An 18,765-nucleotide genomic window follows, 5' to 3' on the forward strand; every position below is an offset into this window, starting at 1 on the left:
TATCACCTGCAACAAGAACGGCGTGCCGTTTGACCCGGAAAAGCCGACCATCACGTCGGGCATCCGCCTGGGCAGCCCCGCCGGCACCACCCGCGGCTTTGGCGAGGCCGAGTTCCGCCAGATCGCCGACTGGATCATCGAAGTGGTCGACGGCCTGGCTGCCAACGGCGAAGACGGCAACGCCGAAGTCGAAGCCCGCGTCCGCGCCCAGGTCGCAGACCTCTGCAACCGTTTCCCCATATACCCAAACCTGTAAGCCGAAAGGTCCCAACCATGAGCTTTCATTCGATTGAACAAGCCCCCGCCCGCCTGAACCGCAGCGAGCTTGCCGTGCCCGGCAGCCAGCCCGGAATGTTTGAGAAGGCTGCGAAATCGGACGTGGATGTCATCTTCCTCGATCTGGAAGACGCCGTCGCGCCCGATGAAAAGGAACAGGCGCGCAGGAACATCATTCAGGCGCTGAACGATATCGACTGGGGCAACAAGACCATGTCGGTGCGGATCAATGGTCTGGATACCCATTACATGTACCGGGACGTCGTGGATGTTGTCGAACAGGCGGGCCAACGTCTGGACCTGATCATGATCCCCAAGGTCGGGACAGCTGCAGATGTATATGCAGTCGACATGCTGGTGACCCAGATCGAAGACGCCAAGGGATACAAGAAACGGATCGGGTTCGAACACATCATCGAAACCGCGCTTGGTATGCAGAATGTCAGCGCGATTGCGGCTGCATCAAAGCGCAATGAAAGCCTTCATTTTGGTGTCGCGGATTATGCCGCCTCAACCCGCGCGCGAACCACAATCATCGGGGGCGTGAACCCGGATTATTCGGTTCTGACCGACCCGGATGCCGACGGCGGCCGCCTGACCCACTGGGGCGACATGTGGCACTATGCCCTTGCCCGCATGGTGGTTGCGGCGCGCGCCAACGGGCTACGTCCGATTGATGGGCCTTTTGGCGATTTTCAGGACCCCGACGGCTATAAGGCCGCGGCCAAACGCGCCGCTGTTTTGGGGTGCGAAGGGAAATGGGCCATCCACCCCAGCCAGATCGCGCTTGCCAATGAGGTGATGTCGCCCTCGGATGCCGAAGTTACCAAGGCACGGCGTATCCTTGTCGCCATGGCCGAGGCCGAGGCAGACGGAAAAGGTGCCGTGTCTCTGGATGGTCGTCTGATCGACTATGCCTCGATCCGGCAGGCCGAAGTACTGGTTGAAAAGGCAGGCCAGATCGCTGCGGCCTGATCGCCCCGCACCAAACCTGACTTGCGTGGGCGCACTGTCCACGCATATTCTCCAGCGCTTTGACGGGCGGACCACGGCGCTAACGTAAACCGCCACGACAGAAGCGCGGTTTGTTTCCGAGTTCGACACCTGAATCCGGCTTCCCGCCAGCCCGGGCTCATCGCCCCGACAGGTTTCCGTTTCGAAATGCGGTCGGCGTCTGACCGAACTCGGCCTTGAACGCACGCGTCATGGCGCTGGCATTTTCGTATCCACAGCGCCCCGCGATCTCGGCGATGGATTGTTCCGTATCCTCGGCCAGATTGCGTGCGCGGTTCAGGCGCAGACGCCGGTACAGCGCTTGAGGAGTTGTTTTCAGTTCCGCCTGAACACGCGTTTCAAGCCGTTTTTGCGAACACCCGATTTTCCGGGCCACACTTCGGACTGACAGCGGTGCTTCAAGATGCGCCTGCATGACGGTCAGCGCGCGATTGACCAGCGTGTCCTCGGATTTCAGAGGCAGGTCATAATGGCCGCGCCCGTTCCGGCTCATGAACAAGTGCTCGACCTCCATCGCCAGCAGCGGGCCGTGATCCCGGCGGATAAGGGTCAGGGCCAGATCAAAGGCGGCCATGGCCCCGGAACAGGTCAGCCGGTTGCCATCGATGACAAACCGTTCCTGCACGGCCTCCACCGCCGGAAACCTTTCCTCGAACCGCGAAAACTCGTCCCAATGAATGGTTGCCCTGTGGTCATCCAGCAATCCCGCGCTGGCAAGCAGCCAGCTTCCCGTATCCAGCCCGGCCAGGTGCTTGTGTTTCTTGGCCGCAGCCAGCACGGCACGCATGGTCGACCGCGTATCCAGCTTCAGGTATCCATATGACGGCATGACAACAAGAAAATCCCCCTGTTGATCGCCGATGGCCCCGTTCGGGGTGACGACAAGGCCGCTTGAACTTTGAACAGGGTTGCCGTCAAGCGAACAGAAGCGCCATGCATATAATGCCTGCCGTGACAGGGTGTTCGCCGCCCGCAACGGTTCGACCATGTTCGCAAGGCAATGGTTCGAGAACCCGTCGAACAGAAGGACATTGTATTGCTGCGATAATATTTTCGAACTCGGCATGAAAATGATCTATCTCTGCATGCCGCGACCATGAGCGATGGCGTTTGGTTGGTCAACCACCGATCCAGGGAACACGCGCCATGCAGTTTGGTCTGACAGAAGAACAGGACATGATCGTCTCGACGGTCCGCAGCTTTGTAGAAAAAGAAATCTACCCGCATGAAGACGCGGTCGAACGCAGCGGAACGGTCCCGCCGGAGCTTGGCAACGAGATCAAGCAGAAATGTATCGATCTGGGGTTCTATGCCTGCAACTTCCCCGAAGAAGTGGGCGGCGCGGGCCTGTCGCATCTGGATTTTACACTGGTCGAGCGTGAACTGGGCCGTGGGTCGATGGCGCTGACGCATTTCTTTGGCCGCCCGCAAAACATCCTCATGGCCTGCAACGACGAACAGCGCGAACGCTATCTGCTGCCCGCAGTGCGCGGGGAAAAGATGGACGCGCTGGCGATGACCGAACCGGATGCCGGATCGGACGTGCGCGGCATGAAATGTCAGGCGGTGCGCGACGGTGGCGACTGGGTCGTCAACGGATCAAAACACTTCATCTCGGGCGCGGAACACGCGGATTTCTTCATTGTCTTCGTTGCCACCGGCGTGGATGAGACCCCTAAAGGCCCCAAAAAACGCATCACCACCTTCCTGGTGGATCGCGGCACACCGGGCTTTGAAGTGCGCGACGGCTACAGATCCGTCAGCCACAGGGGCTATAAAAACTGTATCCTGTATTTCGACAATTGCCGCCTGTCCGATGCGCAGGTTCTGGGCGAGGTCGATGGCGGTTTTGCGGTGATGAACGAATGGCTTTACGCGACCCGTCTGACGGTTGCGGCCTTCTCGGTCGGGCGCGCGCGGCGCTGCTTTGACTATGCGCTGAATTACGCCGCCGAGCGCAAGCAATTCGGCCAGCCCATCGGCAAGTTTCAGGGCGTTGGCTTCCAGATTGCCGACATGATCACCGAGATTGACGCCGCCGATTGGCTGACCCTTGCCGCCGCTTGGCGTCTGGATCAGAACCTGCCCGCAAACCGCGAGATCGCCTCGGCCAAGCTCTATGCCTCCGAGGCATTGGCGCGGGTCACCGACACGACGCTGCAAATCTTCGGCGGCATGGGCCTGATGGATGATTTCCCGATCGAACGGTTTTGGCGCGACGCCCGGGTCGAACGGATCTGGGACGGCACCAGCGAGATTCAGCGCCACATCATCAGCCGCGATCTTCTGCGTCCGCTGGGCGCCTGACCATGACCAAAGACCTGACCCGGCTGCTGCGCCCGAAATCCATCGCAGTCATTGGCGGCGGTGCATGGTGCCAACAGGTTATTCTGCAATCCGAACGCATGGGATATGCCGGTCAGATCTGGCCGGTCCACCCCAAGGCTTCGGACATTGCGGGCCACAAGGTTTATGGCCATATCGAAGACCTGCCCAACGCACCTGACGCGGTTTTTATCGGTATCAACCGCCACGCCACGATTGAAGCGGTTCAAGTCCTGTCCAGTATGGGTGCGGGTGGCGCTGTCTGCTTCGCCTCGGGCTTTTCCGAGGCCGTGGCCGAGGACGACACCGGCGGGGATTTGCAGGATCAACTGATCGCAGCGGCCGGTGACATGCCCATTCTGGGCCCGAACTGCTATGGGTTCATCAACGCGCTGGACGGGGCATTGCTGTGGCCGGATCAGCACGGGGTTGTGCCCGTCGACAAGGGCGTGGCGATCCTGACGCAAAGCTCGAACATCTCGATCAACCTGACCATGCAGAAACGCGGGCTGCCGATTGCCTATATGGTCACCTGCGGAAATATGGCTCAGACCAGTCAGGCGCAAATCGCCTCGGCCCTGATCGATGACCCGCGCGTGACCGCAGTGGGCCTGCATATCGAAGGCTTCAAGAACATCCGCGAGTGGGAGGCGCTGGCCGCCAAGGCCCACGCAAAAGGCATCCCTCTGGTAGCCCTCAAGGTCGGCGCATCGGAACAGGCGCAAGCGGCAACCGTTTCCCATACCGCATCTCTGGCGGGCAGCGATGCCGGGGCGCAGGCGCTGCTTGACCGGCTTGGCATTCCGCGCGTTTCGGCACTGCCTGACTTCCTTGAAACGCTCAAACTGTTGCATTGCTACGGGCCGCTGCCGGGGGGCAACATTTCCTCGATCAGCTGTTCGGGGGGCGAGGCGAGCCTGATTGCCGATATGGCCGTCGGCACGGGGTTGCAATTTCCACGGCTGAGCGGTGAAAAGCTGACCCGCCTGCGCGGCGCGCTCGGGCCAATGGTCGCGCTGAACAACCCGCTGGATTATCACACCTATATCTGGCGTGACGAGCAGGCGATGACGCGGGCCTGGTCGGGCATGACGGGTGACGATATCGACATGACATTCTCGATCGTCGACTACCCGACCACCGACTCCACCGATTGGGCCTGCGCAACGCAGGCAGCGCTGAACGTACGGGCAGAAACCGGCGCCCGGTTTGCGATTGTCGCCACCTTGCCGGAACTTTTGCCGGAAGACATCGCACAACAGCTGATGGCCGGGGGTGTTGTCCCCTTCATGGGCCTGCGCGAGGCGCTATCTGCGACCCGCGCCGCAGGGCAGGTCAAGGCCCCATCCGCTGCGCCCGTTTTGCAACCGGGTATGATGGAACCAACCCAAACCCTGACCGAAGGCGCCTCGAAGGCGGCGCTGGCGGAATGCGGCCTGCGTATCCCGCAGAACCGGACGGTGCGGGGCGCGGAAGCTGCCCGTGCCGCAGCGGACCAGATGGAAGGCCCCTTTGCCGTCAAAGGTGTCGGGCTTGCGCATAAATCCGAACACAGCGCCGTTCGGCTGGGCATCCGGGCCCAGGACGTCGCGGCTGTCGCGGCAGATATCGGCACCGAAGACATCCTGATCGAGGAGATGGTCACCGGACCCGTTGCGGAACTTCTGATTGGCGTGGTGCGTGATCCCGCCCATGGGTTTGTTCTGACCCTTGGGGCAGGGGGCGTGCTGACCGAACTGCTGCGCGATACGGTATCCGTGCTGGTGCCCAGCCCGCCCGAAGACATCCGCTCCGCCCTTAGCCAATTGAAGATCGCCCCGCTGCTGGCGGGCTATCGCGGTCAACCGGCGGCTGATATGGATGCGGTTGTTGCCGCGGTCGAGGCCGTTCAGACCTATGTCATGCAAAATGCCGACACGCTTGGCGAGGTCGAGATTAACCCGCTCCTGTGCACGCCGGACAAGGCCGTTGCCGTGGACGCCCTGATAAGAAAGGCCTGAGATATGGACCCGATCAAAACCCGCCGCGATGGTTCGATCCTCGAGGTCACGCTGGACCGCCCTAAGGCAAACGCGATCGATCTGATCACCAGCCGCAGAATGGGCGAGGTCTTTGCTGAATTCCGCGACGACCCGGACCTGCGCGTGGCCATCCTGACCGGCGCGGGCGAAAAATTCTTTTGCCCCGGCTGGGATCTGAAAGCTGCCGCCGACGGCGACGCGGTGGACGGAGATTACGGCGTCGGCGGGTTCGGAGGCCTGCAAGAGCTGCGCGACCTGAACAAACCCGTGATTGCCGCCGTCAACGGTATCGCCTGCGGCGGCGGGCTAGAGCTGGCCTTGTCAGCAGACATGATCCTTGCAGCTGACCACGCCACTTTTGCCTTGCCGGAAATCCGCTCGGGCACCGTTGCGGATGCCGCCAGCGTCAAACTGCCCAAGCGCATCCCCTATCACATCGCGATGGAGCTGCTTCTGACAGGCCGCTGGTTTGATGCCGAAGAAGCCAACCGCTGGGGTCTGGTGAACGAGATCGTCGCCGCTGATCAGCTGATGGACCGCGCGTGGGACCTCGCCCGACTGCTGGCGTCAGGGCCGCCTCTGGTCTATGCGGCCATCAAGGAAATCGTGCGCGATGCCGAAGACGCCAAGTTTCAGGACGCCATGAACCGCATCACCAAACGGCAACTGCGCAGCGTGGATGTCCTCTATTCCAGCGAGGACCAGCTTGAAGGCGCGCGTGCATTTGCCGAAAAACGTGATCCGGTCTGGAAAGGCAAATAATAACGCGGTGTGTTTGTCGCGCGGATCCGGTAAATTTCCCATTTACTGATCCGCGCCACAGGTGCACAGTTGGGCATGCCTTATTTCGAACGAAAACCATACGTTAGCACGCCACTTCCGGTCAGCCCGATCGCGCCGCAGCCGGATGCGCAACCGATCTCGGATATCGCCCGCCGCGTGCTTGGGGCTGAACGGGACACGCAACAGCCGCTTGAGGGGCCATTTGCGTGCCGCAAAACCTGCCACCCCGGCGGCACCGCGACCATATTGCTGTCCTTTGATGCGCCAAGTGGCGGCGGGCCTGTCGCACTACAGTTCGAACCGGGTGACCTGATCAACCGGAACGGCGACACTCTTCCGGCAAACCGGGTCAATGTTGTCCCCCCGCGAATCCAGTTAAACCCCGGCGAGTCAACGGATGTTGCCGTCATTGTAACCGTACCGGATCTTGCCGATCCCGGCGAATATCACGGCCGGATCGCCTGCACAGGCACAGTGCAAACGTCGATCGTCGTGATGTATGAGGTGGCGGGCGCTCAAACCTGACGGGTTACGAGATAGTCCATGAAATGGCCCAGAAACGCGCGCGGCACTTCTTCGGTGGCTGCAAAAACCTGCGCAAACTCCTGACGGGCCGAGGCCAGCAAGTCATTGGCCGCGTCCTGTGCATATCTGATGCAGCCATAGTGATCCATGCGATCCAGAACCCAGCTGACATCCTGCGTCGAGCGGCTGTCGCGCGGGTTTGACAACATCTCCGACAGGCGCGCTTTTTCGGGCTCGTCCGCCTGCAAGCTAAGCCGCCCCAGCATCAGCGTGCGTTTGCCTTCGTAGATGTCCCCGCCGATCTCTTTGCCATATTTGTCCTGCGAGCCCACGAGGTTCAGAACATCATCCTGTATCTGAAACGCGGCGCCCAGAAAAAACCCAAACGCGTTGAAATCGTCCAGGTTCAACACCCCGGACGCGACATCATGCGGTCGGGCAATCAGCGCCCCGATGCGCATGGGGTGAATGAAGCTGTACCAGCAGGTCTTTTTCAGACACATCGTCAGATAATCCGATGCATCCACGTTCAGCCGGTTGTCCCGTATCCAGCCAAGCTCCAGCGCCTGACCTTCAATGGACTGCTGCAAAAGGTGATCAAACTCGTCCACCACGCGTATACCCGTGTCAGGGCCCAGCGGCCCAAGGTTCTGGCGCAACAGGCGCAGGGCCAGCGATTGCATCCCGTCACCGGTATTGATCGCCAAAGGGACCCCAAGACGCTTATGCATACATTCGCGCCCGCGCCTGAAATCGCTTTGATCCTCGATATCGTCATGGATCAGAAACGCGTTATGCAGCAGTTCAAGAACGGCGGCTGACACTCGCGCGGTCTCGCTGTCACCACCGAAAGCCTCGCAGGTGGCCAGCAACAGCGCGGGCCGCAACCCCTTGCCCGAGGTTTCGATGTAATCCCGCATCGGCCCGTACAGATAAGCCTGCGGCTCGCCTGTCGGCAGCAGCTGCAAAAGCGTCTCACGGGCCCGATCCCCGTATGAGGTCAGCGTTTTCAGAAAATCCTGCTGTGCCGCAGGATCCAGATGTGCTGTGCCAGTGGCCACAGGGTCATCCCTTCTGGGTGATGATCACACGGGTTTTGGTCTCGTTCCTGCCCGTTTCGGCAAGGTTGGGTCCGGTTGCGGAAAAAGGTGAATCCGTCAGCGGCAAGGCTTTGGACAACACCCCCGTCTGGCCGCTGTCCCGTCCCAGATCAAAGGCAACATCCTCTGCAATCTCCTCTCCCGGGATCGGAAGATCAGCGGTCGGCTCGTAGGCCGCCATCAGGTCAAACAGCTCTTTCGGAGGGCAGATCATGCGCAACGCGTCCGCAATCGCAGGGTCTTCGGTAATCCCGCCGGGTTTTGAATACTCAGCCGCTGGTTCCCCAATGACGGCAAGCGGCCCTTCACCGCCACGCTCAACACCCACGGAATCCTGTCCCATCCTCAGCGCGGCTTCGACTGCAACCGCAAACCGGTTGTCCCAGGGCAGGCCGGCCTGATAGCGGGCAAAATCATAGGCGCGCAGCGGTTTCAGGATATCCGGCTCGTGCAGGTCCCAGATCTGGCAGGGCTCAGCTTTTGATCCGCCGCGTTGCAGGATGGCATTGACCGCCCGGCGCGCCGCTTCGTTCGCCCCTTCCATGGTGGCAAGATCGGTGTAGGTGCGCACATAATCTGATGCCAGCATGAAGTTCGGGATCAACGTGGCCGCCTCAGGGCGCAACCGCCAGCTGTTGATGCGATTGACCAAAAGCGGCTCCACATTGGTTTGGCGCTTGGGGTCGTTGGGATCCTGCACAATATCCGGATCAAGGAACCAGTAATGCATGTCCTCGTCGCGCAGGACGGTCTGGCCATCCACGTTGACGCTCCGCTTGAGTTGTTCCCAAACCTCGTGCGCAATCTCCTCACGGCTGCAATCACGCGCGGTTTTTCCATTCAGGCCCGGCTTGTCCCATTCCGAGATATCTATTGAAAGCAAACCCTTGGTCTTGCCTTCTGCCCAGTTTTCAAAGTTGATGGCCGACCAGAACTGTTTTTGTGAAACAGCGGTCAAGGCCCAGGGGCTGTCAATGAAAATGACATGGCCGTGCGTCAGTTCAACATCCTTGGTCAGGTAGAACTGAATTCCGTTCATCCATTGCACGTCTTCGGCCAGCAGGGGCAGCTTGGCCAGAGACGGGTCAATTGCCGTCATCGCAGGGGTGATCAGCGGCGCGATCCGTTCGATCGGCATCGCACTGATGAACCAATCCCCGGTGACCTGCTTTTCCTCGCCATCCTGTTCAACCGTCGCGCTGACGATGCGGCCATCCTGGCAGTCGATGCCCGTAACCTTTGAGTTGAACTTGTACACGACCCCCTTGCTTTTGAGGTAATCCAGCCACGGCTGTATCCAGACAAGGTTAGTGGGGCCGTTCAACAGCCGGTTGCCATGCGGCTCGGGCGTCGCGATACCCAGCTGAAGCTGAACCGCAATGTCGCCCACGGTCTTTGTACTGGCAGTTGTCGCCTTCGCGGCCACCAGCGAACGGGTCAGGCCAATGGCCAGAAACTTCTGATACGCTTCCGAGCGTTGTTCGGCACCGATGAAATCCCACCACCCGATGCGCTCATATTCATCGAACCGGCGTTCCTTGCAAGATGTCGCGATGCGCCACATGCAGGCGATGAAATGTTCGACATCCTCATAGGCGATCTGGTCCCGGGGCGAGAGCGTGAATGCAACCGTCTTGAGCACGTCGGCCACGTCTTTCAGCGTGCGGGGAAACCTTTCGGGAACAATGATGCCTGGGTCGTCGAACTGGCTGACCAGAACCTGAGTGGTGGACACCAGATTATCGTAACAGGTGCCTTTGCCGTAATAGGGCGTGCGCGCCATCGTATCGGTGATATGGCGGTAGAAATTCGGAAAGAACCGGAACCCATGCTCGCCGGGCAGCCAGGGGCGTTTCACACCGGGAGGATAACTGGCACCGTCCATCTCGGCCCATTGTTCAAGCGCCTTGATGTGTTTCGCCTTAGACCCGTGATCGCCTTCGCCCTTCATCACGGGGATGCTGCGTGCCTTACCGCCGGGGATCAGCTGGCGCTCGTGAATCTCGACCTCGTACCCGCGCTCGATCAGCTCATGCGCGGCGCTCATTCCGGCCACGCCACCGCCCAGTATGACAACCTTTTCAGCCATCGGATGTTCCTTTCGCGGAATAGACGTCAAAGCGCAGGGTGATATCGGACAGGCTGGCTTCGCCGATGCCGAACCCCTGCAACCTGTTCATCCAGGCATAATTCGGGTTTGACGTCAGGTATCGCGGTGCCAGCCGGACCGGGGCCGAGGCGGGCAGAGTGCCCTTCGCCAGCCCGGCATACCCATCCGGGCCAAAATCACACACGCCGGTATCTTCAAACAGGATCGGCGCACCCCCTTCAACGGGTTGGATAAGCGCTCGGGCGTGCAAAAGCCCAACTCCGTCGGATCGCACGCGCATCCAGTCGCCCCCCAGCGGATCGATCGTCCCCTTCAGATGAGGTCCTTCAACCGTTCCGCCCTCTTTGATCCCGAAATGCAGCCAGATGCCGTCCGGTGTTTCACCTGACGGATAGAACTCGTCGGTGAACGGCACCACAAACCTGCCAACGTGTTCAAGCGCGGGCATTTGCGTGACAGGCTTTGCCGGGCTTGGCGGCGCAGGCTCGGGGGCCTTTCCGGGGCCGGGATCATATTCGCGACCACCGGTCGTCAGCACCGGTCGCCAGGTCAATGTCTTTTCCTGGGTCACAGATGGCAGCATGGCTGCAAACTGCTGAAACCCCGTCATCGGGTCGCATTGCAAGGGCCAGCCGCGAATGGCGCGTTCGGGGCCGCCATCTTCGGAACAGATCACGCGGACCACGTCATGCGAAGACACAGCGGGTCCGGCTTCGATCAGCACCCGATTAAGCCCATTTTCGTTGATCAGCTCCGACCAACGCAATGTCACGCCCCGGTCTGTAAACTCCCCCATGACCAGATCTCCGGTCAGCACGTAATGGTGCAGATCGCCTGTGCTTCCTTGATCCTCAGGTGGAACTTCTGCTGCACGCGGAAGATGTGCTCACCGTCAGACGAGGTTTGCAGATACTTCACCGCGATATCCGAAGGCACGACAATCTCGACCGGCGCACCTTGCAGCGATACAAGTGCTGCCTTGTTTGCGGGCAGGGTGCCCGATCGCAGCAGCGGGCCGTCAAGGAACGGAAGAATACTGTCACGCGGCAGCACCATCGAGTTTTCGATCGGCGTGGTCACGGCCTGAAACAGCCCATTGCCCATCACGCAGGCAAAAGGCCCAAGGTATCCATGCGCTTCCAGCTTGTTGATGCCCGCGACCACGGCCTCGAAAACCTCGGGGCCGGAACAGGGTTTTTTCTTCCCGTTGATCGATATGGATTGACCTTCGCCAGCCTCCAGCAGCCCCGGGTATTTGCCGCCACCGCTGACGGTATAGATCGGCGGTAGATCCGCAGGTGCGCCACCGGCATGTTTGGGCGCTTCGCTGCTGCCTGGCTGGCCGTTGAAAACGATGTCATCCTCGACCTTGGCCACGACGGCGGCGGCCCGGCGGAACATGATCATGGCCGCGGCCAGTTCCGGATCAGCCACCTGCGCGCCTTTCAGGTAGACGTTGACGGAAACCGTCGTCAGCCGCAGGGTGTCATAATCATTCACTTCCAGACGCTTGGCCGCGCCTGATGCGTTGTCGACCAGACCCAGCTTGTTCAGGGGAATAGATTGCGTGTCCGCCGGCAGCGGCCCATAAAGCGGCAGAAAACTCGCAGCCACCCGCGCACGCAGCGCTTCATCATGGACGGCCTTGTTAACGGCATTCCACTGTTCGGTGTTCCAATCCAATGCGTCGGTCATTGTAAATCCCTCTTGGTGATGCTGCCCTGTTTGGCCGGGCAGTCCGTCTCGTTCATTCGGCTTTCGTCAAACTGTCCAGAAGTGCCTCGGCGCGTTGTTCCTGAACAACGGCACCACATTCGCGGGCAAGCGCCAATGCCAGTTCACCCTCGGCAATCGCGCTATCCCGATCACCCTTGGCAGCAAAGGCTTTGGCCCGCACGCGGTGATATTCCGGTTTGTTCAGCGTTTCTCCTCGTTCCCAACCGGGGGTACACACGGTTTCAAGCCGGTCCAGGGCCTGATCAATATCCCCGTGATCGATCATCAACTCAGACAGAACAATCTGATTCTGCGGAAAAGTAAAGTTTCCACCAGACTTTGAGATCAGGTTCATGCAGGCCTCGATATGGGCCGGGACGCCCTCGATGTCACCTTTTCCCGCCTGCGCAAGACCCATGTAGATATCCTGCATGGCGTGAAGATACAGGAACCCTTCCTCATCGGCGATCTTGCGCGCTTCTTTCATAGTGACGTCCAGCCGGTCCCATTCGCCCGCGTAGGGCAGGAACATGCTGCACGCGCCCATGACATAGACAAGATTGGGTGCGTGGTTCAGTGCCCGGCTGACGTCGATGGCTTTCAGACGTGCGGCCTCCGCCTCATCAAACTTGCCCTGCTGCCACAGAAGGCACCCCTGAATGGCCAGCAACGACGCCGTGGTCGAGGACTGGGTCATCGGCATCATGGCCATGTCCAGCTCAGGCGTGATCAGCGCAAAGGCACGGTCAAGCTGCTGCTCGCAATCCGCGAACTCCCCGCGGAAGTAATGCGTGAAACTCAGCGCGCGGGCTGCCAGCACGTTGGCGACAGGATCGCCACTCATACCGGCCATCGCGTCCAGAGCCTGTCCCATCTCCATTGCCCGGTTCATCTGGCCTGCCACAAAGAAATTGGTCCAGCGGCAGAAGGTGGCCGCGAAAAGGGTTTCGCCATCGCCCAATGCATGGGCAAGCTCCATCGCGCGGGCGGCTGTCTCTCCGACCTGATCGGAGGACCATCCATAGATCGCCATGTAAGCCGGAAGGATATTCATCTGCACCCGAAGCTCGAACCCGTCACGCTCGGCATTGGCGGGCATCGTTCCGATATTGCGCAGTGCCGCGCGAAATGCCGAGATTGCAGGCAGGTTCGCCAACCGCGTCAGGGCTTGTTCGCCTGCCGTAAACCAGTTGGACACCGCCTCATCCTTCAACCCGCCATGGTCGCAGTGATGCGCCACGGTATCGGGGGCAGGGTTTCCGAATGCGTTATGTCCGGCCAGCAAGGCCCGTGCGATTTTAAGATGAACCTTCTGCCGGTCTTCGCGCAGCAGCGAGTTATAGGCCGTATCCTGAACCAGCGCGTGGTTGAACGTGTAGGTGGCCGTTCCGGCTTCGCCCGTGATCAGCACAACGCCAGCCGCCATCAGCTGCATCAGCGCGCTTTCCACATCCATGTCTTCCTGCGCCACCGCCTGGATCATCGCCGAGGTGAAACTGCGCCCGATAACAGACCCAAGCTGCGCAATGGGCTTGGCGTTTTCCATCCGGTCAAGACGCGACATCAACGAATCCTGAAGGGTTGCGGGGATACTCAGGGCATCCAGAACCTCGGCGTTGATCGGCGCATCTTGCGGCAGCTGGTCCAGAACCGCCTTGGTCATCTCTTCGATGTAAAGCGGCACGCCATCGGCCTTCTCGACAATCTGCCTGATCAGGATGACCGGCAAACTGTATGGCTCGGCCACGCGCCGGACCAGTTCCGAGGCTTCACTGCTGGCCAAAGGCGTCAGATCGATGCGCGCCGCGCGGCCCTCGTAATGCTCAGGCGGCTCGTATTCAGGGCGATGCGACAGGACCACCAGTATCGGGAACCCGTCCAGACCTGATGCCAGCGCCTCCAGCACGTCCAGCGTGGTTGCGTCAGCCCAGTGCACGTCTTCCACCACCAGCAGCAAGGTGCCGCGCCTGTCACACAGGCTGCCAAGGCTGCGCAACAACACGTCCAGCGATTTGCGGGCCTTCTTCAGGGGGTCTGGATCCGGCTCTGCCCCCGTTTCGACCCCGGCCATATCGAGAAGAACAGGCAAATCCGCGTCGCTCAGACGAGAGGCGGCCTGAACAAAATCGGAAATCGCGCCCCGGATGCTGTCATCGGACTTGTCGCCTGAAACACGCCTCAACTCTCCCACGATCGGGTGAAGCGGAAGGCTGGCCAGATGCGGAATGCACTGCAAGGTAAAGGGTTTGACGCCAATTGTTTCAGACAGGGACTTGATCAGCCGCGATTTGCCAATGCCTGCGGCGCCACCGACAAACGCAAACCTGCCGGAGCCCGCCTGTGCATCTTTCCAAAGCTGGGTCAGGACCGAAAGATCGTCGCCCCGGGCGACAAGATCAACGGCTGACTGTCCGACACGCGCATCGAACCGGCTGGTCGCGACGCTTTCGGAAATGGCGCGATAGACGGTGCGCTGATTGTCAAACCCTTTCAGGTTCTGGCTGCCACGGGGCTCGAATTCGAATGCGCCTTGTGTCAATCGCCACGTCTCTGCGGAAACGATCACCTCACCCGGCTCGGCCAGACCTTGCAGGCGGGATGCAAGGTTCGCGGTTTCACCGACCAGAAAGTCCTGCGACCCAAGACTTGTCGACGAAACCACCCCTACAACAACCATACCGGTGGCAATTCCCGCGCGCAGATCCAGTTTTTCGCCAAACCTGTTTTCAAGGTTTTGTACGGCTTCGATGGTCTCCAGCACGGCGCGAACGGCGCGCTCGGCATCGTCCTCCATGGCTTTGGGATATCCGAAATAGACCATGATCCCGTCGCCCTGCCTGTAGGCCAGATGACAGCCATGCTGTTTCAGGGTGCCGATCGCCGTATCCAGATACAGATTCATGATCTGCATCAGGTCTTCCGGGTCATACCGCTGGGCCAGATGCGTGGACCCTACGAGATCGCAGAAAACCAGCGTAAGCTGCCGCCGTTCGGCTTCCGACCTAAGCTCCTGCCGGGTCGAAGCTTCCTCAGATTTCAGACGCGCCTGCGCCTTGCGAAACCGCTTTCTTTCACCAACCGTCAGCCCCAGATCGCGCAGTTCGGGATCTGTCAGCTCGTCCAGAATATCATCATCCACGCCTTCCTGCCGAAACAGCGTGGCATGGTTTTCCAGATCAGCCAGTTGAAGAACTTTTGAGATACGCGGCGATGCCTCAAGGACCCCCGTCATCGTTCTGCGCCCCCGCCCATTTTCCTTCCCCCCTTACTCCCCTCAAAACATATTGTATTTGTATAAGCAAAAATAGAGAGGAATTTACGTTCTATCCACATGACGCAGGGACACCATTATTAACTTGTTATCTGCTGTGACAGATGTCGTTTCGAATTTCCACTCCACTTTGAATTTTTCTTGTCAAATCATTGGCTTTCGGTTTCATATTGATTTTTCACGCGCAAATCTGGGCCGGGCCTGCTGCCTTGCCGCACGGAATGGGAATGGGTGTTTTTCCCTAGGCTCTAGGGCCTCATGCGATTTCATTGAAGTTGTGGAAATGCGAAAATCACACCCTGCCAATTTTTGGCGCCACCGCGCGCCTTAAACGCTTCCCTAGCGTCAATAGACGCGTCGCGCGCGGCACAAGCATCTGCTTTGGCGCGGGAAACGTGACCCGGCAGGATACCGGCTCCACCAATGGGCAGAACCGGTTTCTTCTTCAGACGGTTGCGCCTTTCAGGCGGATGGCAGTGCCAAGGCTGCCCGCGCAAAGCCCGACCAGAACCGAGATACCAAGTTCCAGCGCTTCCACATGGGCAAACTGAAAGCCCGCAAAAACCAGCGTTTCCAGAATGCCGACAACGGCCCCCAGTGCCGCGCCCAACCACAGCTTGCGGGTCATCATTCCAAGCGCCAGTCCCAGTATGCCGGGCAGGCCCAGGACATTGGCACCGATTGTTCCAAGTAAGTCTAACATGTCTGCCCCCACCCTAATTCGAGCTGTTGTTCAGAAACGCGCGGATGTCGCTGCCCGAGGCGGATGCATGTTCCTGAAGAACCACGCCCTCCACGGCCTCGCTTATCTTCTGGTATTGTTCCAGATAGTTCGCGGGCAGATTATGCGCGATGCCCTGATGGCAGTCGATGCATGTCATGCCGGTGTCGATGGCGCGCTGGTGTTCCGACGCGGCGCGGGTTTCCTGAATGGTAAAGTCCATGTAGTCAAAGTTGTGACAGTTGCGGCATTCACGGCTGTCAGATTCCTTCATCTTCTTCCAAACGGCCGAAGCCATGCTCAGGCGATGCGCCTCGTACTGCTCGGGTGTGCTGATGGTTCCAGCCAACTCATGATAGACGTCTTTGACGGCCATGATCTTGGCTTTGATCTTGTGGCTCCATTCATCCGGCACGTGGCAGTCGGAACAGATCGCGCGAACGCCGGAATGGTTGTTGTAATGGACCGTTTCGCGATACTCGCCCAGGTTGGTTTCCATTGTGTGGCACGAGGTACAGAATTCTTCGGTATTCGTCAGCTCAAGGGTCCAGTGAAATCCACCCCAGAACAGGATACCGGCCAGAAATCCGGCCAGGACAAGAAAGCCTGAACTGAACAGCACCGTCGGCGTCCAGATCGCATTCCAGAGGCGACCAAGCAAGCCGCGGTTTTCAGGAGAGTCGGCCATATCGGTGCTCCTTTCAGTCTTGCGTTGGATCAATTGCCGGCGGAGGGCTGGAACACGTTGTCGACCAGCGGCGGGGCGTCGGCCTGCGGTACGTGGCACTGGTTGCAGAAATACCGGGTTCCGGCGATCCGATCCAGTTCGCGGCCTTCACGGTCCAGGTAATGAGTCATCGACAGCGTCGGCGCGTTGCGGTCACCGGCTTTGGTCCAGTCATGGCAGGACAGGCACTGGTTGGTACGGATGTCGATCTGGTACTGTTCGACCGAATGCGGGATGACTGGCGGCTGCTGACGGTAATTGCGCTGCTGGCGCCCTTCGACATTGCGGTGGATCTGGTCCAGCGGCACCGGCTCATCCACGTCCGCACCGCGCAGGGATTCAACCTGAGCAGATTGCGCGAGGGCCCATCCGCTCAGCAATAATACGGGTAGAAGGGCAATTCCGCCTGTAACGATTGATTTTTTCATCTTGGCACTCCCCTAGATAGGTCTGGCGGCGCGCGGCTCGGGCGCGGCAACTGGATCGGAAGGTTGGACGACATGGTCGTCGAACCGGTGAGTAAAGGTAAAGACGTCGACCGCGCAGACATCGATGCAGCGGCCACAATTCGTGCAGTCGGGTGACAGGATCAGCGGGGTACTTCCCGGTTTGCCCTTCAGCGCGGGCGAGATCACCTGATTTTCCGGGCAGACCGCATAACAATCCATGCAGTCATCGCAGGCGGCGCGGTTTGCGGCGCTGATCCGCAGCAGGCTTTTTGCTCCGATCAGGCCATAGAACGCGCCCACCGGGCACAGGTGTCCGCACCATCCGTGGCGCGAGACAAAAACGTCAAAGACAAAGATGGCTGCGATCAGGGCCCAGACAAAGCCCATTCCAAAGACCAGCCCGCGATGCAGCATGGTGATCGGGTTGATCAACTCCCACGCGATCATTCCGCTCAGACCCGAAACAAGCAGGACGGTTGCCAGAATCCACAGGCGCGTCCCGCGCTTGGGTTGCCAGCCTTTCGGCAGGTCCAGCTTGCGGTGCAACCAATTGGCCGCGTCCGTCACCGGATTGATCGGGCAGACCCAGGAACAATAGACACGGCCACCAATCAGCGCGTAGACCACCAGAACGATCAGCCCACCGATCAGCGCGGTCACCTCGGGCCAGTGGCCCGCAACCATGCTCTGCAACAGGATGAACGGATCGGTCAAAGGCAGCACGCCCAGCGTCAGCGACCCGGCCAGCGTGCCCTGAACGACCCAGATGCCGAACCATGGGCCCAGCAGAAACAGAACCAGAAAGAACAGCTGGCTTGCACGGCGCAGCAGCAGATAGCGATGCGCGCCGATCCAGCCCTTGCTGGCGATGGCCTCGTGACCTGTGGGCATATCTGTGCGGGCGCTCATTGTCCCACCCCCGGCAGATCATATCCCGGTGCAAATCCGCCGGGCGTGGCCAGATTGTCCGTGCCCGGTCCGGGCAAACGGTCCGGCAGGTCGATGATCCCCTCGACCACCGGCGCGCCTTTCGCGGCCTTTTCTTCCCAACCCTTGCGGTAATGCTCTGCCGAACTGCCCCGCGCCAGCCGGGCAGGCAGCACCTTGATGGCGGCCTCGGGCAGAACACAGCTTTTCTCGCACATGCCGCAGCCGGTGCAGCGGTCGGCGTGGACGGTCGGGATGAACATCGCGTGATGACCCGACCGCGTGTTGTGCGTGGTGTCCAGCGTGATCGCCTCGTCGATGACGGGGCAGACGCGGTAACAGACATCGCAGCGCAACCCGAGGAAGTTCAGGCAGTTCTCCTGATCGACCAGAACCGCGACCCCCATCTTCGCATCGTCGATATTGTCCAACGCCGGGTCCAGTGCCCCGGTCGGACAAGCGGTGACACATGGGATGTCGTCGCACATCTCACAGGGAATATCCCGCGCGGTGAAAAAGGGTGTTCCCGTCGCCACCGCGTCCGAGCCCAACTCGGCCAGTTTCAACGTATCATATGGGCAATCCCGCACGCATAAGCCGCAGCGGATACAGGCTGACAGGAACTCCTTTTCCGACAGCGCGCCGGGCGGGCGCAAAGCCTCGGCCGGCAGGGCGTGGGCGTCGCGGGCCAGATAGGCCAGCACCGTCCCGGCGACCACGCAGCCGCCCGCCGCCCGCGCCGAATCCTGCAGGAACCGGCGCCGCTGCGGCGAAAGGGGTTTGTCGGCAAAAGACATGAG

General features: G+C 60.1%; 16 protein-coding genes and 1 pseudogene. 6 read left to right on the plus strand and 11 right to left on the minus strand.

Annotated features, from left to right (window positions below):
* Positions 1-256 (plus strand): annotated as a pseudogene (glyA, locus tag ACR0AP_RS16315) (serine hydroxymethyltransferase); the annotation flags it as partial.
* A gap of 17 nt (positions 257-273) precedes the next feature.
* Positions 274-1,251 carry an HpcH/HpaI aldolase/citrate lyase family protein gene (locus ACR0AP_RS16320; protein ID WP_480507857.1) on the plus strand — a complete coding sequence of 326 codons (978 nt, stop codon included), beginning with the start codon at positions 274-276 and terminating at the stop codon, positions 1,249-1,251.
* A 157-nt stretch (positions 1,252-1,408) separates the two neighbouring features.
* On the opposite strand, the gene ACR0AP_RS16325 is transcribed toward ACR0AP_RS16320, so the two are convergent.
* Entirely contained in the window at positions 1,409-2,356 is a 948-nt protein-coding gene (locus tag ACR0AP_RS16325; protein ID WP_480507860.1) for a GlxA family transcriptional regulator, read from the minus strand.
* A gap of 80 nt (positions 2,357-2,436) precedes the next feature.
* On the opposite strand from ACR0AP_RS16325, the gene ACR0AP_RS16330 reads away from it, so the two are divergent.
* The 4 genes from ACR0AP_RS16330 to ACR0AP_RS16345 all read left to right on the plus strand — a co-directional run bounded on the left by ACR0AP_RS16330 (position 2,437) and on the right by ACR0AP_RS16345 (position 6,944).
* Positions 2,437-3,597 carry an acyl-CoA dehydrogenase family protein gene (locus tag ACR0AP_RS16330; RefSeq protein ID WP_209507018.1) on the plus strand — a complete coding sequence of 387 codons (1,161 nt, stop codon included), beginning with the start codon at positions 2,437-2,439 and terminating at the stop codon, positions 3,595-3,597.
* A gap of 2 nt (positions 3,598-3,599) precedes the next feature.
* Positions 3,600-5,615: an acetate--CoA ligase family protein gene (locus ACR0AP_RS16335; RefSeq protein ID WP_480507862.1), complete on the plus strand. Its 2,016-nt coding sequence runs from the start codon at positions 3,600-3,602 to the stop codon at positions 5,613-5,615.
* Between the two features lie 3 nt (positions 5,616-5,618).
* On the plus strand, positions 5,619-6,398 hold the full coding sequence (locus ACR0AP_RS16340) for a carnitinyl-CoA dehydratase (protein WP_209597100.1): 780 nt from the start codon (positions 5,619-5,621) through the stop codon (positions 6,396-6,398).
* A 75-nt stretch (positions 6,399-6,473) separates the two neighbouring features.
* Positions 6,474-6,944: a hypothetical protein gene (locus tag ACR0AP_RS16345; RefSeq protein WP_480507864.1), complete on the plus strand. Its 471-nt coding sequence runs from the start codon at positions 6,474-6,476 to the stop codon at positions 6,942-6,944.
* Here ACR0AP_RS16345 and ACR0AP_RS16350 read toward each other — a convergent pair.
* The 10 genes from ACR0AP_RS16350 to napG all read right to left on the minus strand — a co-directional run bounded on the left by ACR0AP_RS16350 (position 6,935) and on the right by napG (position 18,762).
* Positions 6,935-8,005 carry a polyprenyl synthetase family protein gene (locus ACR0AP_RS16350; RefSeq protein WP_480507866.1) on the minus strand — a complete coding sequence of 357 codons (1,071 nt, stop codon included), beginning with the start codon at positions 8,003-8,005 and terminating at the stop codon, positions 6,935-6,937. The genes ACR0AP_RS16345 and ACR0AP_RS16350 overlap by 10 nt on opposite strands.
* Before the next feature lie 4 nt (positions 8,006-8,009).
* A complete protein-coding gene (locus ACR0AP_RS16355; RefSeq protein ID WP_480507868.1) occupies positions 8,010-10,133 on the minus strand; it encodes a hydroxysqualene dehydroxylase in 2,124 nt (707 codons plus the stop codon).
* A complete protein-coding gene (locus ACR0AP_RS16360) occupies positions 10,126-10,950 on the minus strand; it encodes a DUF3237 domain-containing protein (protein WP_480507870.1) in 825 nt (274 codons plus the stop codon). Before ACR0AP_RS16360 ends, ACR0AP_RS16355 begins: the two co-directional genes overlap by 8 nt.
* A gap of 14 nt (positions 10,951-10,964) precedes the next feature.
* On the minus strand, positions 10,965-11,849 hold the full coding sequence (locus tag ACR0AP_RS16365) for an encapsulin (RefSeq protein ID WP_480507872.1): 885 nt from the start codon (positions 11,847-11,849) through the stop codon (positions 10,965-10,967).
* A 52-nt stretch (positions 11,850-11,901) separates the two neighbouring features.
* Positions 11,902-15,102, minus strand: coding sequence for an adenylate/guanylate cyclase domain-containing protein (locus ACR0AP_RS16370; RefSeq protein WP_480507874.1), 3,201 nt, complete (start codon positions 15,100-15,102; stop codon positions 11,902-11,904).
* Positions 15,103-15,586: 484 nt separating this feature from the next.
* Positions 15,587-15,844: a hypothetical protein gene (locus ACR0AP_RS16375; RefSeq protein ID WP_480507876.1), complete on the minus strand. Its 258-nt coding sequence runs from the start codon at positions 15,842-15,844 to the stop codon at positions 15,587-15,589.
* Between the two features lie 13 nt (positions 15,845-15,857).
* Entirely contained in the window at positions 15,858-16,550 is a 693-nt protein-coding gene (locus tag ACR0AP_RS16380) for a NapC/NirT family cytochrome c (RefSeq protein ID WP_267363548.1), read from the minus strand.
* A 29-nt stretch (positions 16,551-16,579) separates the two neighbouring features.
* Positions 16,580-17,017, minus strand: a complete 438-nt coding sequence (locus ACR0AP_RS16385; RefSeq protein WP_209507029.1) for a nitrate reductase cytochrome c-type subunit — start codon at positions 17,015-17,017, stop codon at positions 16,580-16,582.
* A gap of 12 nt (positions 17,018-17,029) precedes the next feature.
* Positions 17,030-17,947, minus strand: coding sequence for a quinol dehydrogenase ferredoxin subunit NapH (gene napH, locus ACR0AP_RS16390; protein WP_480507879.1), 918 nt, complete (start codon positions 17,945-17,947; stop codon positions 17,030-17,032).
* The gene (gene napG / locus ACR0AP_RS16395; protein ID WP_480507881.1) at positions 17,944-18,762 is read right to left on the minus strand and encodes a ferredoxin-type protein NapG; all 819 of its coding nucleotides are present in this window, start codon (positions 18,760-18,762) and stop codon (positions 17,944-17,946) included. Before napG ends, napH begins: the two co-directional genes overlap by 4 nt.
* Positions 18,763-18,765: the final 3 nt, after the last annotated feature.

The sequence above is a fragment of the Ruegeria sp. AF7 genome (genome assembly GCF_056541885.1).

Excerpts from the sequence above, each read along its gene's own strand:
- ACR0AP_RS16355 (WP_480507868.1), bottom strand. The coding sequence starts at position 10,133 with ATGGCTGAAAAGGTTGTCATACTGGGCGGTGGCGTGGCCGGAATGAGC.
- ACR0AP_RS16370 (WP_480507874.1), bottom strand. The coding sequence starts at position 15,102 with ATGACGGGGGTCCTTGAGGCATCGCCGCGTATCTCAAAAGTTCTTCAA.
- ACR0AP_RS16380 (WP_267363548.1), bottom strand. The coding sequence starts at position 16,550 with ATGGCCGACTCTCCTGAAAACCGCGGCTTGCTTGGTCGCCTCTGGAAT.
- ACR0AP_RS16345 (WP_480507864.1), top strand. The coding sequence starts at position 6,474 with ATGCCTTATTTCGAACGAAAACCATACGTTAGCACGCCACTTCCGGTC.
- ACR0AP_RS16340 (WP_209597100.1), top strand. The coding sequence starts at position 5,619 with ATGGACCCGATCAAAACCCGCCGCGATGGTTCGATCCTCGAGGTCACG.
- ACR0AP_RS16330 (WP_209507018.1), top strand. The coding sequence starts at position 2,437 with ATGCAGTTTGGTCTGACAGAAGAACAGGACATGATCGTCTCGACGGTC.
- ACR0AP_RS16375 (WP_480507876.1), bottom strand. The coding sequence starts at position 15,844 with ATGTTAGACTTACTTGGAACAATCGGTGCCAATGTCCTGGGCCTGCCC.
- ACR0AP_RS16365 (WP_480507872.1), bottom strand. The coding sequence starts at position 11,849 with ATGACCGACGCATTGGATTGGAACACCGAACAGTGGAATGCCGTTAAC.
- napG (WP_480507881.1), bottom strand. The coding sequence starts at position 18,762 with ATGTCTTTTGCCGACAAACCCCTTTCGCCGCAGCGGCGCCGGTTCCTG.
- ACR0AP_RS16325 (WP_480507860.1), bottom strand. The coding sequence starts at position 2,356 with ATGCCGAGTTCGAAAATATTATCGCAGCAATACAATGTCCTTCTGTTC.
- ACR0AP_RS16320 (WP_480507857.1), top strand. The coding sequence starts at position 274 with ATGAGCTTTCATTCGATTGAACAAGCCCCCGCCCGCCTGAACCGCAGC.
- ACR0AP_RS16360 (WP_480507870.1), bottom strand. The coding sequence starts at position 10,950 with ATGGGGGAGTTTACAGACCGGGGCGTGACATTGCGTTGGTCGGAGCTG.
- napH (WP_480507879.1), bottom strand. The coding sequence starts at position 17,947 with ATGAGCGCCCGCACAGATATGCCCACAGGTCACGAGGCCATCGCCAGC.
- ACR0AP_RS16385 (WP_209507029.1), bottom strand. The coding sequence starts at position 17,017 with ATGAAAAAATCAATCGTTACAGGCGGAATTGCCCTTCTACCCGTATTA.
- ACR0AP_RS16335 (WP_480507862.1), top strand. The coding sequence starts at position 3,600 with ATGACCAAAGACCTGACCCGGCTGCTGCGCCCGAAATCCATCGCAGTC.